The sequence below is a fragment of the Streptomyces sp. MGP-P1 genome (assembly GCF_057766565.1).
In genome coordinates this window covers 1113440-1126594 of record NZ_JBYMEM010000005.1, presented here as the reverse complement: position 1 = coordinate 1126594, position 13155 = coordinate 1113440, and the positions used below count along the sequence as shown (strand labels likewise).

The 13155-nt window shown below is 70.5% G+C and carries 11 protein-coding genes; 7 read left to right on the top strand and 4 right to left on the bottom strand.

Features of this window, described 5'->3' with window-relative positions:
• Nucleotides 1–25 precede the first annotated feature (25 nt).
• Nucleotides 26–925, top strand: a complete 900-nt coding sequence (locus tag AC3CH1_RS14560) for a D-alanyl-D-alanine carboxypeptidase family protein (RefSeq protein ID WP_488463272.1) — start codon at nt 26–28, stop codon at nt 923–925.
• 290 nt (nt 926–1215) lie between these two features.
• Nucleotides 1216–2091, top strand: a complete 876-nt coding sequence (locus AC3CH1_RS14555; RefSeq protein WP_488463271.1) for a D-alanyl-D-alanine carboxypeptidase family protein — start codon at nt 1216–1218, stop codon at nt 2089–2091.
• 94 nt (nt 2092–2185) lie between these two features.
• Here the strand turns inward: AC3CH1_RS14555 and AC3CH1_RS14550 are convergent, their stop codons facing one another.
• From AC3CH1_RS14550 to pdhA, 3 genes are read right to left on the bottom strand one after another with little or no spacing between them, the layout of a single operon-like run.
• Nucleotides 2186–3661 carry a dihydrolipoamide acetyltransferase family protein gene (locus AC3CH1_RS14550; protein ID WP_488463270.1) on the bottom strand — a complete coding sequence of 492 codons (1476 nt, stop codon included), beginning with the start codon at nt 3659–3661 and terminating at the stop codon, nt 2186–2188.
• A gap of 11 nt (nt 3662–3672) precedes the next feature.
• Nucleotides 3673–4653, bottom strand: coding sequence for an alpha-ketoacid dehydrogenase subunit beta (locus AC3CH1_RS14545; RefSeq protein WP_469223235.1), 981 nt, complete (start codon nt 4651–4653; stop codon nt 3673–3675).
• Between the two features lie 2 nt (nt 4654–4655).
• Complete coding sequence (gene pdhA / locus AC3CH1_RS14540; RefSeq protein WP_488463269.1) at nt 4656–5816, bottom strand: pyruvate dehydrogenase (acetyl-transferring) E1 component subunit alpha; 1161 nt, start codon at nt 5814–5816, stop codon at nt 4656–4658.
• Nucleotides 5817–6163: 347 nt separating this feature from the next.
• On the opposite strand from pdhA, the gene AC3CH1_RS14535 reads away from it, so the two are divergent.
• The 3 genes from AC3CH1_RS14535 (at nt 6164) to AC3CH1_RS14525 (ending at nt 8596) form a co-directional block, all read left to right on the top strand.
• On the top strand, nt 6164–6823 hold the full coding sequence (locus tag AC3CH1_RS14535; protein ID WP_007447175.1) for a response regulator: 660 nt from the start codon (nt 6164–6166) through the stop codon (nt 6821–6823).
• Between the two features lie 91 nt (nt 6824–6914).
• Nucleotides 6915–7424 carry a pyridoxamine 5'-phosphate oxidase family protein gene (locus AC3CH1_RS14530; RefSeq protein WP_488463268.1) on the top strand — a complete coding sequence of 170 codons (510 nt, stop codon included), beginning with the start codon at nt 6915–6917 and terminating at the stop codon, nt 7422–7424.
• Between the two features lie 140 nt (nt 7425–7564).
• A complete protein-coding gene (locus tag AC3CH1_RS14525; RefSeq protein ID WP_488463508.1) occupies nt 7565–8596 on the top strand; it encodes a phosphotransferase in 1032 nt (343 codons plus the stop codon).
• An 82-nt stretch (nt 8597–8678) separates the two neighbouring features.
• Here the strand turns inward: AC3CH1_RS14525 and AC3CH1_RS14520 are convergent, their stop codons facing one another.
• Nucleotides 8679–10277, bottom strand: coding sequence for a protein kinase domain-containing protein (locus tag AC3CH1_RS14520; protein ID WP_488463267.1), 1599 nt, complete (start codon nt 10275–10277; stop codon nt 8679–8681).
• Between the two features lie 337 nt (nt 10278–10614).
• On the opposite strand from AC3CH1_RS14520, the gene AC3CH1_RS14515 reads away from it, so the two are divergent.
• Both AC3CH1_RS14515 and AC3CH1_RS14510 read left to right on the top strand, forming a co-directional pair.
• The gene (locus tag AC3CH1_RS14515; protein ID WP_488463266.1) at nt 10615–12249 is read left to right on the top strand and encodes a protein kinase domain-containing protein; all 1635 of its coding nucleotides are present in this window, start codon (nt 10615–10617) and stop codon (nt 12247–12249) included.
• A 166-nt stretch (nt 12250–12415) separates the two neighbouring features.
• Nucleotides 12416–13147, top strand: coding sequence for a hypothetical protein (locus AC3CH1_RS14510; protein WP_488463265.1), 732 nt, complete (start codon nt 12416–12418; stop codon nt 13145–13147).
• The last annotated feature ends 8 nt before the right edge of the window (nt 13148–13155 follow it).

Below are 13155 nucleotides of genomic sequence, written 5' to 3'. Positions count from 1 at the left end.
TATCAGGGGCATTTGGAGCGTTCAGTTGAATATCGGCATCAAGCGCATCAATCGCGTCACCGTCACGGCCACCGTGACGCTCACCGCCGGTGCGGTACTCGCGGGCAGCGCCTTCGCCTCCACGGCGCACGCCGCCACGCCGCCGACTCCGAAGATCGTCGCCAAGGGCGGCTTCGTGATGAACGACGGCACCGGCAAGACCCTCTTCACCAAGTCCGCGGACACTCGTCGTGCCACGGGTTCCACCACCAAGATCATGACGGCGCTGGTGGTCCTGTCGCAGAAGAACGTGAACCTGAAATCCAAGGTCACGGTCCAGAAGGCGTACAGCGACTACATCGTCAAGAAGAACGCCTCGTCCGCCCGGCTCATCGTCGGCGACAAGCCCACCGTGGGCCAGCTCCTCTACGGCCTGATGCTCCCCTCCGGCTGCGACGCCGCGTACGCCCTGGCCGACAAGTTCGGCTCGGGTACAACCCGTGCGGCCCGCGTGAAGTCGTTCATCGGCAAGATGAACGCCACGGCGAAGAGCCTCAAGCTGAAGAACACCCGCTTCGACTCGTTCGACGGCATAGGGGGCGGCAACAACTACTCGACGCCCCGTGACCTGACGAAGATCGCCAGCAAGGCGATGAAGAACTCCACGTTCCGCTCGATCGTCAAGACCAAGTCGACGAAGCAGAAGGTCACCACCAAGAGCGGTGGCTACCGCTACATGTCGTGGAGCAACACCAACAAGCTGCTCAGCAGCTACAGCGGTGCCGTCGGCGTCAAGACCGGCTCCGGTCCGACCGCCAAGTACTGCCTGGTCTTCGCCGCGACGCGCAAGGGCAAGACGGTCATCGGCACGGTGCTGACGTCGTCCTCCGAGGCGAACCGCACCGCCGACGCGAAGAAGCTGATGGACTACGGCTTCAACCTCTAGGTTGGTCTGTCCCGGGACAGACGAAAAGACCTGTGGGCCCGCGCGGTCGTCGCGCGGGCCCACGCATCACGGGTTCGCGGACAGATTCTCTGCCCTGTCTGCGTACATCCTTGCGGGCCGCTCATGAGTCTCGTATCGGGACCTCTCCATAGTCCCGGTCCCTCAATGCATTCGCGAACTCGGAGCGTTCATTGATATCGAGCCACAAGGCCCGCCCCAAGACTGGTCACAAGGCCCGCAGCAGGCGTCTGCGCAACTCTGTCGTCGCAGCCGTCGTATCCGGTGGCGTGATGCTTGCGGTCACGCCTCTCTCATCGCCCGCCCAGGCCGCTGTCCCCCTGCCGACGCTCAGCGCCAAGGGAGCGTTCCTGCAGGACAGGACAACCGGCGCCAAAAAGTACGGCAAGGCCGCTGACATCAAGCGGCAGATGGCCAGCACCACCAAGGTCATGACCGCCGCCGTGGTCCTCAACACCCCCGGCGTCGATCTGTCCCGCAAGGTGACCATCTCGCAGACCTACCGCGACTACGTCACGGCCGAGGGCGCCAGCACGGCGGATCTGAAGACCGGTGACAAGGCCACGGTCCGTCAGCTGCTCCATGCCCTGATGCTTCCGTCCGGCTGCGACGCGGCGTACGCGCTCGCTGACGCCTACGGCGTGGGCACTACCCGGGCCGCCCGGACCAAGCAGTTCATCGGCCAGATGAACAAGAAGGCCGCATCGCTCGGGATGACCAACACCGCGTTCGACTCGTTCGACGGCATTTCGTCGACCGGGAACAACTACTCGACCCCGCGAGATCTTGCGCAGCTCGCCAGCTACGCGATGCGGGGCTCGACTCTGCGCGGCATCATGAGCACCACCAAGTACGTGACCCCCGTGACGACCAGCACCGGGGCGCTGCGCACGTACACCTGGTACAACACCAACAAGCTGCTCGGCTCCTACAGCGGCGCCGTCGGCATCAAGACCGGCACCGGCACCGCGGCAGGTCCCTGCCTCATCTTCGCCGCCACCCGGGGCGACAAGACGTACGTCGGCGTCATCCTGAACGGCACCGACCGCTACAACGACGCGGCCAAGCTGCTGGACTACGGCTTCGGTTCCGCCACCGCGTCGACCATGCAGCTGCGCACGCTGCCCCCGGGCGCACAGCGCGACTGATCCGGCACCGGATACAAACGGCTGGACACAACAGCTGGACACGACAGAAGGGTGCGGCCACCGCCGGTGGCCGCACCCTTTGTCCGTTTTCCCGTCAGGCCCAGGTGATCAGGCGCTTCGGCTGCTCCAGGATCGCCGCCACGTCGGCCAGCACCTTGGAGCCCAGCTCGCCGTCGACCAGGCGGTGGTCGAACGACAGGGCGAGCGTGGTGACCTGACGCGGCTTCACCTTGCCCTTGTGGACCCAGGGCTGGAGCTTGATCGCGCCGACCGCCAGGATCGCGGACTCGCCCGGGTTGAGGATCGGCGTACCGGTGTCGACGCCGAAGACGCCGACGTTGGTGATGGTCACCGTGCCGGCCGCCATCGCCGCCGGGGACGTCTTGCCGTCCCGGGCCGTGGCGACCAGCTCACCCAGGGCCGCCGCGAGCTGCGGCAGCGTCTTGTCGTGCGCGTCCTTGATGTTCGGCACGATCAGACCGCGCGGGGTGGCCGCCGCGATGCCCAGGTTGACGTAGTGCTTCTGCACGATCTCCTGGTTGGCCTCGTCCCAGGCGGCGTTGACCTCGGGGTTCCGCTTGATCGCGACGAGGAGGGCCTTGGCGATGATCAGGAGCGGGTTGACCCGCACCCCCGCCATGTCCTTGTCCTCCTTCAGCTCGGCCACGAGCTTCATCGTGCGCGTCACGTCGACCGTGACGAACTCGGTGACGTGGGGCGCGGTGAACGCGCTGCCCACCATCGCCTGCGCGATGGCCTTGCGGACGCCCTTGACCGGGATACGGGTCTCCCGGGCGGAGTCGGAGGCCACGGCGGCTGCCTGGGCCTCGGGGGCCGCCTGCGCGGGGGCCGGGGCAGCCACCGGAGTCGTGGCGGCCGGGGCCGCCGCCGCGTGGACGTCCTCGCGGGTGATGATGCCGTCCCTGCCGGTCGGCACCACCGTCGCCAGGTCGATGCCCAGGTCCTTGGCGAGCTTGCGGACCGGGGGCTTGGCCAGCGGACGGCCTCCGTCCGGCGCACCACCCTGAGCCGGCACCGCAGGAGCGGGGGCCGGTGCGGGGGCGGCAGCGGGAGCAGCAGCCGGCCCCGCGTGGCCGTTCAGCTCGGCCTGCACCGCCGCCGCGACGGCGGCGGCCTCCGGAGCGGCCGACGCCCCCTTGCGCGGGCGGCGCTTGGTGGAGGACTCGGCGACGCCGTAGCCCACCAGGACCGGGGTACGGCCCTTCGGCTCGGCTTCCGCCTCGGGCTCCTCCACCGGCTCCTGGGCCGGGGCGGCGGCCGGGTCAGGCGCGTCGCCGCTGCCCGGGGCCACGTCGATCGCGATGATCACCTGGCCGACGTCGACGGTCGTGCCCTCGGGGAAGCGCAGCTCGTGCACCACCCCGTCGAACGGGATCGGCAGCTCGACGGCCGCCTTCGCGGTCTCGACCTCGCACACGACCTGGCCGTCGGTGACGGTGTCGCCGGGCTGGACGAACCACTTGAGGATCTCGGCCTCGGTCAGTCCTTCGCCCACGTCGGGCATCTTGAACTCACGGAAGCGAGCAGACGTTTCGGTCATCGTCGTCACGAACCCTCTCCTCAGAACGCCAGCGAGCGGTCGACGGCGTCGAGCACCCGGTCCAGGCCGGGCAGATACTCGTCCTCCAGCCGGGCCGGCGGGTAGGGGACGTGGTAGCCACCGACCCGCAGCACGGGCGCTTCGAGGTGGTAGAAGCAGCGCTCGGTGATCCGGGCGGCGATCTCCGCGCCGGAGCCGTAGAAGACGGGCGCCTCGTGGACGACCACGACCCGGCCGGTCTTCTCCGCCGACGTCTGGATGGCGTCGAAGTCGATCGGGGACATCGAGCGCAGGTCCAGGACCTCGATCGACTTGCCCTCCTCCTGGGCGGCCGCGGCCGCTTCCACGCAGACCTTCACCATCGGCCCGTACGCGACGAGCGTGAGGTCGCTGCCCTCGCGGACGGTCACGGCCTTGTGGAGCGGGCCGGGGATGGACTCGGTGTCGACCTCGCCCTTGTCCCAGTAACGCCGCTTGGGCTCGAAGAAGATGATCGGGTCATCGCTCTGGACGGCCTGCTGCATCATCCAGTAGGCGTCGCTCGCGTTGGACGGCGAGACCACCTTGAGCCCCGCGACGTGCGCGAAGAGCGCCTCGGGGGACTCGCTGTGGTGCTCGACCGCGCCGATGCCGCCACCGTACGGAATGCGCACGACGACCGGCAGCTTGATCTTGCCGAGCGCGCGGGCGTGCATCTTGGCGAGCTGCGTGACGATCTGGTCGTACGCGGGGAAGACGAAGCCGTCGAACTGGATCTCGACGATCGGGCGGTAGCCGCGCAGGGCCAGGCCGATCGCCGTGCCCACGATGCCGGACTCGGCGAGCGGGGTGTCGATCACCCGGTCCTCGCCGAAGTCCTTCTGGAGTCCGTCGGTGATACGGAAGACGCCGCCGAGCTTGCCGACGTCCTCACCCATGATGAGGACCTTGGGGTCGTTGTCGAGGGCGAGGCGGAGCGACTCGTTGAGCGCTTTCGCGATGGACATCTTTTCCACGGCCATGGCTACTTGCCCTCCTCGGCGGAATCGGCGAACGATGCCTGATAGGCGGCGAACTGGGCCCGCTCCTCGTCCACGAGGGAGTTGCCGTCGGCGTAACCGTGCTCGAACAGGGCCATCGGGTCCGGGTCGGGCATCGCACGCACCGCTTCCCGCACCCGCTTGCCGAGGGTCTCGCTCTCCTCGTCCAGCGCGGTGAAGAAGGCCCCGTCCGCGAGCTTCCCCTTCTCCAGGTACGCGCGCAGCCGAAGGATCGGGTCCTTGGCCTCCCACGCGGCCCGCTCCTCGTCGGCCCGGTACTTCGTCGGGTCGTCGGAGGTGGTGTGGGCGCCCATCCGGTAGGTGAACGCCTCGACGAGGGTCGGGCCCTCGCCCCGGCGCGCGCGCTCCAGCGCGGAGCGGGTGACGGCGAGGCACGCGAGGACGTCGTTGCCGTCGACCCGGACGCCGGGGAAGCCGTAGCCCTGGGCGCGCTGGTAGAGCGGCACACGGGTCTGGCGCTCGGTGGGCTCGGAGATGGCCCACTGGTTGTTCTGGCAGAAGAAGACGACCGGGGCGTTGTAGACCGCGGAGAAGGTGAACGACTCGGCGACGTCGCCCTGGCTGGAGGCCCCGTCACCGAAGTACGCGATCACGGCGGAGTCCGCGCCGTCCTTGGCGACGCCCATGGCGTAGCCGGTGGCGTGCAGCGTCTGGGAGCCGATGACGATCGTGTACAGGTGGAAGTTGTTGCTGTTCGGGTCCCAGCCGCCGTGGTTCACCCCGCGGAACATGCCGAGCAGGTTGGTCGGGTCGACGCCGCGACACCAGGCGACCCCGTGTTCCCGGTAGGTCGGGAAGACGTAGTCGTCGTCGCGCAGGGCCCGGCCGCTGCCGATCTGGGCGGCCTCCTGGCCGAGCAGCGAGGCCCACAGGCCCAGCTCGCCCTGGCGCTGGAGGGCGGTCGCCTCGGCGTCGAAGCGTCGGGTGAGGACCATGTCCCGGTACAGGCCGCGCAGCTCGTCGGCGCTCAGGTCGATGCTGTAGTCCGGGTGCTCGACGCGCTCGCCCTCGGGCGTCAGCAGCTGTACGAGCTGGGGCTCGGAACTCTGCGGCTTCTTCGCGGCGCTGGTCCGCTTACTGGCGCGTCGCGGTTTACGCGCGGCGGCAGTGCTCTCCACGGTCACGTGCGTGCTCCTCCGTCGGTCCGGCCCCCGGGGTCTGCCGGGGACCAGTGCGGCTCGCCTGGATCCGGAGCCGTGCACGGGGTGGGTGCCGGTCGGCCGGAGTCAGGCGTGACAGGTGCCCCGGCGAGTGCCCTGTCATAGGCACGTTACCCACAGCGTCGCAGAACTGCGAAACCCTATCTGACCTGCGATTTTGCTTGGATTTCCAAGTAAATCGAAAAAATCGCGAACCTCTGCTGGTCAGGGCACTGAAAGCAGCCTTGCGGGCCGCCGGAACAACGGCACGTTATCCCGCGGATCAGCGCCAGGGAAGAGCGGAGGAGAGGCGAGTGTGTGAGACTGCGATCGTGCGCGAAGATGGAAAAATCACGGTATTTCTGCTCGATGATCACGAGGTCGTCCGGCGTGGCGTCCATGAGCTCCTCTCCGTCGAGGCGGACATCGAGGTCGTCGGCGAGGCCGGTACGGCCGCGGACGCCCTGGTGCGGATCCCGGCGACGCGTCCCGACGTGGCAGTGCTCGACGTGCGGCTGCCGGACGGCAGCGGGGTGGAGGTGTGCCGGGAAGTCCGTTCCCAGGACGAGAACATCAAATGCCTGATGCTCACCTCGTACGCCGATGACGAGGCGCTTTTCGACGCGATCATGGCGGGCGCCTCGGGATATGTGCTGAAGGCGATCCGCGGCAATGAACTGCTGAATGCCGTACGGGACGTGGCGGCCGGAAAATCCCTGCTGGACCCGGTGGCCACCGCCCGGGTGCTGGAGCGGCTGCGCGACGGCGGCAGCGGCAAGGGCGACGACAAGCTCGCCGGCCTCACCGAACAGGAACGCAAGATCCTGGACCTGATCGGTGAGGGCCTGACCAACCGGGTCATCGGGGAGCGTCTGCACCTCGCCGAGAAGACCATCAAGAACTACGTCTCCAGCCTGCTGTCCAAGCTGGGCATGGAGCGCCGCTCGCAGGCCGCCGCGTACGTCGCGCGGCTCCAGGCCGAGCGCCGCTGAGCCTCCCCGCTCCCCACAGGGACTTTGGTCCCGGGCCGGCCGGGGCAGGCGACTCTTACGCGGCCCCTACGGCCGGGGGACAGTGGAATCCATGTCCTTCGACGAACTCCCCGCGACCGGGACGATCCGGCGGGCCCCGGCCGGCACGGTCGGGTCCCCCGCGACCGGCACGATCGAGCGGGCCGAGCCGATCCGGGGAGCGGCGCCCATCGAGCTGCTCCGCCGCGTCCCGTACGGCCGCCTCGCGACCAGCATGCGGGCCCTGCCGTTCCTGACGGTGGCCCGGCACATCGTGTGCGACGGCCGCATCCTGCTCCGGATGCACAGCGGCTTCGGCCACCACGAGGCATGCGACGGGAGCGTCGTCGCGTACGGCGCGGACAACTACAACGACGCGCACAACTACAACGGCACAGCCTCCGGCGACGGCGGCGACCTGTGGTCGGTGCAGTTCACCGGCCCCGCCGAGATCGTGCACCCCTGCCCCGAGCAGGAGCGGCTGTTCGGCGTCGCGCCCGTCTCCGTCAACGGGGAGCCCTTCGCGCCGGCCTACCTCCGGGTCGATCCGCACTTCGTCACGGAGCACACGCTGAAGTTCTGAGGCATCCAGGCCTTCCAGACGGCCTTAGCGCACCTCCGGGCGTGACCGCAACTCCGCCGAGCGGCCACGCAGAGTGATCTAACATCTGGTAAGTGCCGCGCTCATATGTCACCCGTCCACCTGTTCCCCCGGTCGGCGAGGTGCTGCGCCGTTACCCGAACGTGGGCGAGCCGCTCGCCTGCGAGCCGATCACCAAGGGCCTGCTGAACCACGGATACCGCGTCTCCACCACGAGCGGGTCCTACTTCCTCAAGCACCATCTCGACAAGAGGCACCTGGGCGACCCCAGCGGCGAACGCGCCGCGATCGTGCGTCAGCACCGTGCCACCCAGCGCCTACAGTCACTAGGCGTTCCCGTCGTCCCGCCCCTGACGGACGCCCTGGGCGACACCGTCACGGTGATCGGCGAACGGTGCTACGCCCTGCACCCCTGGGTCGACGGACTCCACCGGGTCGGCTCCGAGCTGACCCTCTCCCAGTCGCGTCGGCTCGGTGCGCTCCTGGGGACCGTGCACACCGGCCTGGAGCAGGTGATGGCGCCGCGCGACGGCCCGCATCCGGCGAGTCCGCCCGCGCCGCCGGTCCACCGCAGCCCGGACGCCGCCGACACCTTCGCGCTGATCGACGACCTGCTGGCCGCCGCGCGCGGGCAGGGCGGGCGGGACGCCCCCCGCGACGCCTTCGACGAACTCGCCGTGCACCGGCTCGTGGAGCGCCGCGCCCTGCTCGAACAGCACTCCCACCGCCGGCCGCCGACGCCGGACGGGCCCGCCACCGGCTGGGTGCACGGGGACTTCCACCCGCTGAACCTGCTCTACCGGGGCGCCGACCCGGTCGCGATCGTGGACTGGGACCGGCTGGCCGTACAGCCGCGCGCCGAGGAGGCTGTGCGGGCGGCGGCAATCTTCTTCGTCCGCCCGGCCGGGGAGCTGGACCTCGCCAAGGTACGGGCGTACGCCCGCGCGTACCGGCGGGCCGCGGGGGCGGGGGCCGCCGAGCTGGCGGCCGCCGTGCACCGGGTGTGGTGGGAGCGGCTCAACGACTTCTGGATACTCCGCTGGCGCTACCGCCTCCACGACCGCAGGGCCGACCCGCAGTTCCCCGCGGTGTCGGCCCTGGCGGTGTGGTGGACACGGGAGTACGAAGCGGTGTGCGCGGCCTTCACGGAGTGAAGCGGTGCACCACCGCGTGAGCCCGGCGCGCGCCACGAGGGCGCACGCCGGGCTCAGAGGTGGTGCGGTGGTGCGGTGGTGGTTATCCCGTCGTGGTGGCGCCGAGCGCCGTCTCGCCGGGCGTCGTGCCCGTACCGCCGTCGTCGCCGGCCCCGCCCTCGTCGTCGCCGCCGGGTCCGCCCGGGGTGCCGGGGTCGGTGGTCGGCTCGGTCGGCTCACCGGTGGGCTCGCCGCTGTTGCCCTCGTTGGTGTTGCCGTCCGAGGTCCCTGGGTCCGTGCCGGTCGGGTCCGGGGACGGGGTGAACGAGGGCTCGCTCGGGATCGGGTCCGGGTTGTACGGCGGCGGATTCGGCTGCGTCCGACCGCCGCCGGTGGAGGTGTCCGGGTCCTCCGGCTCGTCGCTCTCCTCCTCCTCGGACGGCGACGGGGAGGGCTTCTCCTTCTCGGACTGGCTGACCGAGGTGGACGGCGTGACCGGGTCCTTCTTGCCGCCGTCGTCCTTCGCGGCGTTGACGGCGAAGGCGACGCCCGCGCCGATCGCGATCAGCGCGAGCAGGACGAAGAGCCACATCTTGCCGCGCCCGCCGGAGCGCCGGCCGCCGCCGTCGTAGCCCCCGTCGTCCGGGTTGTACGGCGGCAGGATCGGGCCCTGTGAGGTGTCCCCGTGCGTCGGGTGGCCCATCGCGCGGGTGGAGCCGGACATCCCGTGCGGCGGGGTCTGGCCCCCCTCGCGCAGCGCGACCGGGCCGGTGTTCCACGTGCCCGTGTGGCCGCCCTGCACCTGGAGCATCTGGAGGCTGTACTGGACGAGCCCGCGCATCTCCTCGGCGCTCTGGAACCGGTCGTCCGGGTCCTTCGCCAGCGCGCGCATCGCCATCCCGTCCAGCTCCGGCGGCACCACGTCCGAGACCTCGGACGGCGGCACCGGGATGTCCTGGACGTGCTGGTAGACCACGGAGAGCGGGGTCTCGCCGGTGAACGGGGGCCGCAGCGCCAGCAGTTCGTAGAGCAGACAGCCGGTGGCGTACAGGTCGGACCGGTGGTCGACGGCCTTGCCGAGCGCCTGCTCGGGGGAGAGGTACTGCGGGGTGCCCATGACCATGCCGGTCTGGGTCATCGTCGACTGCGCGCCGTGCAGCGCGCGGGCGATGCCGAAGTCCATCACCTTGACCGCGCCGGAGTCCGTGATGATCACGTTGGCGGGCTTGATGTCGCGGTGCACGATGCCGTGCTGGTGCGAGTACGCGAGGGCTTCGAGCACCCCCGAGACGATGATCAGCGCCTGCTCGGGAGGCGGGGCCTCCGCGGTCAGGAGCAGGTCGCGGATGGTGCGGCCCTCGACCAGCTCCATCACGATGTACGGGACGGTCTGGCCGCCCACGACGTCCTCGCCGGAGTCGTAGACGGCGACGATCGCGTGGTGGTTGAGGCCCGCGACGGACTGTGCCTCGCGGGTGAAGCGCGCCTTGGAGACCGGGTCCTCGGCCAGGTCGGAGCGGAGGAGCTTCACCGCGACCGTACGTCCGAGCCGGACGTCCTCCGCCGCGTAGACCTCCGCCATGCCGCCCCGGCCGAGCCGGTAGGTCATCCGGTAACGCCCGTCACCGACCACGCCGCCGACACCCCAGGCGTCGGAGCCATCCGAAACTCCGCCGCCGTTTGCTTCGGAATCGGGTGCCATCAGTCCTCGCCGTCGTATCTGTCCGCGCGTCCGCGGGTTCTCACGGTGCCTTGCTGCATTGCAGCGTCACGCTACAGCCTCCGCCGGACACCACGGTTCCGCTGCGGCAGGATCATCGGACCGCCCGGCGCGTCCTACACATGGATTTGATGCGTTTCCTGTAACGCTTCCGAGACGCTTCCTGTGCTGAGGGTCACGGAACGGGCACCCGGCTTGACGTGTCGTACCCCTGCGGCAGACTTGGCGCGTAATCGCGTTGTACGGAACCGCGTCGCACGCAAACACGTCAGACGGATACACCGCGTGCGACCGCGCGCCGCCGAGGGGGATGCAAGTCATGAGTCAGGACGGCGCACAGGGCCGCTACGCGGGCGGGGCGGTCGCGGGCGGCCGCTACCAGCTGCGCGACCTGCTCGGCGAGGGCGGGATGGCGTCCGTGTACCTGGCCTACGACTCCGCCCTCGACCGCCAGGTCGCGATCAAGACCCTGCACACGGAGCTCGGCCGCGAGCAGTCCTTCCGCGAGCGCTTCCGACGCGAGGCGCAGGCCGTCGCCAAGCTCCAGCACACCAACATCGTCTCCGTCTTCGACACCGGCGAGGACGAGCTCGGCGGTGCGCTGATGCCCTACATCGTCATGGAGTACGTCGAGGGGCAGCCGCTCGGCTCGGTGCTGGCCGCCGACATCCGCAGTCATGGCGCGATGCCCGCCGACAAGGCCCTCAAGGTGACGGCGGACGTGCTCGCCGCGCTGGAGACCAGCCACGAGATGGGCCTGGTCCACCGGGACATCAAGCCCGGCAACGTGATGATGACCAAGCGCGGCATCGTCAAGGTCATGGACTTCGGCATCGCCCGTGCCATGCAGTCCGGTGTCACCTCGATGACACAGACCGGCATGGTCGTCGGCACCCCGCAGTACCTCTCCCCCGAGCAGGCCCTCGGCCGCGGCGTCGACGCCCGGTCCGACCTGTATTCGGTGGGCATCATGCTCTTCCAGCTGTTCACCGGCCGGCTCCCGTTCGACGCGGACTCGCCGCTGGCCATCGCGTACGCGCATGTGCAGGAGGAGCCGGTCGCGCCGTCCAGCATCAACCGGTCGGTCACCCCGGCGATGGACGCCCTCGTCGCCCGCGCGCTCAAGAAGAACCCGAACGAGCGCTTCCCCAGCGCCGCCGCGATGCGCGACGAGATCGCCCGCGTGCTGAACGCCTCCGGCGGCCGGACCGGCGCCCCCGTTATCGTGGCAGGCGGCGGGCCCGCCAACAGCGGCTCCGGTGTCGGCTCCGCGGTGTTCCCGCCGGTCGACCAGAGCACTCCGGCACCCCAGAGCGTCCAGACGCCGTACCAGCCGCATCCGCAGCAGCAGCCCCACCAGCCGGGCCCGTACAGCCAGCCGGCGCCCACGCCGGGCTACGGCTACCCGCAGGCCCAGGGCTACCAGACCCCGGGACCGCCGGCTCACCAGACCCCGCCGCCGTACTCGATCAGCCCGCAGCACTCGACGGCCGTGGGCGGCGTGGCCGCCGGCGGCTCCAAGCGGAACATGCCGGTCGTCGTCGGTTCGATCGTCGTCGCACTGCTGGCCATCGGCGGCCTGATCACCGCGATCGCCCTCCAGGACGGCAACAAGGACGACGAGGCGGGCAAGGGCGGCGACCCGGGCACCAGCGAGGTGGAGGGGTACCGCCCGCCGGAGCGCAACCGGACGATGAAGAGCACGGAGTGCACGGACGCCTCCGAGGACTCCAACGACCCGGCGAAGGTCCAGGCGCCGAACTTCGTCTACAAGGACATCCTGTCCGCGAAGGCGTGTGCGGCCGCCGCGGGATGGACCATCAAGGAGATCGAGGAGAAGGGCAACACCTACGCCGAGGGCCAGGTCGTCGGCCAGTTCCCGTCCTCCGGCGCGGCCGTTTCCGAGCGCGGCGCCCACTTCGAACTCCAGGTCTCCACCGGCAGGCCCTCCTGACCCGCCGGTCATCCGTCGACACCGTCCGACCGGGCGGTGTCCGGGGATGACCGTTACGGCCCACTGATCTCCGTCCCGGACCGTTATCAGGGCACTCTCAGGGCCCCGTATTTCCGGATACCGCATCCGGGATGCCGGATGAGGGGGCCCGTGTGACGCTGATCTCATGGCTCCAGGACTTCCGGCCGCGTGGTCGTCGAGGTGTGCGGTCTGTCTGATGGCGGCGGCCGGAGCGGCGCTGGGGCCGCTGGGCGGATCCGCCCACGGTGCACCGGCGCCCGAGGGCCCGCCCCGCACCGCCACGGCCTCCGCCCCCGCGGCGTCGAGCCCCGCCACCGCGTCCGCGACCCCCGCCCGTCCGGCCGCGGCACAGCCCGTACCGCCGGGCTCCGCGTCCCCCTCGGCGCTCCCCTCCGTCCTGCCCGTACGGTCCGGCGTCCCGGTCTCCGGAGCGCCGGGAACCGGTCCGGCCCCGTCCTCCCCGGCAGCGACCGGGCACGGGGCGGGGGCCCCCGCCGGGCCCGGGGCCGAGTCGCCGGACTCCGCCTCCGCCTCTTCCTCCCCTTCCCCCGCCGTATCCGGATCGACCGCCCCCCTGGCCGGGCGCGAGGCCGGGGCGGGCAAGGCGCGTCCCGGGCGTTCGCTGACGCCGCTGGAGCTGGCGCGGGCCGAGGAGCCGGTGCCGGAGGAGAAGCCCGGCACGGACCTCGTGGACCCGGTCGACCTGCCCGCTTCCACCCCGCCGCCCAGCGCCTTCACCGATCCGGGGCCCCGGTCAGGACAGGCTCTGGACGCCTCGTCCGTGCGCCGGGTGCAGCAGGTCTCGCTCGGTACGGGCATCGCGCTGGTCGGGCTGGGGCTCGGCTTCCTCGCCTTCCGTATGCGCCGGGCGAACTGAGCGTCGCG

What these genes read in the sequence shown, in the direction of transcription:
- AC3CH1_RS14530 (WP_488463268.1), top strand. Translation starts at nt 6,915, where the DNA reads ATGTCCTTCGACGAACTCCCCGCGACCGGGACGATCCGGCGGGCCCCG.
- AC3CH1_RS14545 (WP_469223235.1), bottom strand. Translation starts at nt 4,653, where the DNA reads ATGGCCGTGGAAAAGATGTCCATCGCGAAAGCGCTCAACGAGTCGCTC.
- AC3CH1_RS14520 (WP_488463267.1), bottom strand. Translation starts at nt 10,277, where the DNA reads ATGGCACCCGATTCCGAAGCAAACGGCGGCGGAGTTTCGGATGGCTCC.
- AC3CH1_RS14555 (WP_488463271.1), top strand. Translation starts at nt 1,216, where the DNA reads ATGCTTGCGGTCACGCCTCTCTCATCGCCCGCCCAGGCCGCTGTCCCC.
- AC3CH1_RS14515 (WP_488463266.1), top strand. Translation starts at nt 10,615, where the DNA reads ATGAGTCAGGACGGCGCACAGGGCCGCTACGCGGGCGGGGCGGTCGCG.
- AC3CH1_RS14510 (WP_488463265.1), top strand. Translation starts at nt 12,416, where the DNA reads ATGGCTCCAGGACTTCCGGCCGCGTGGTCGTCGAGGTGTGCGGTCTGT.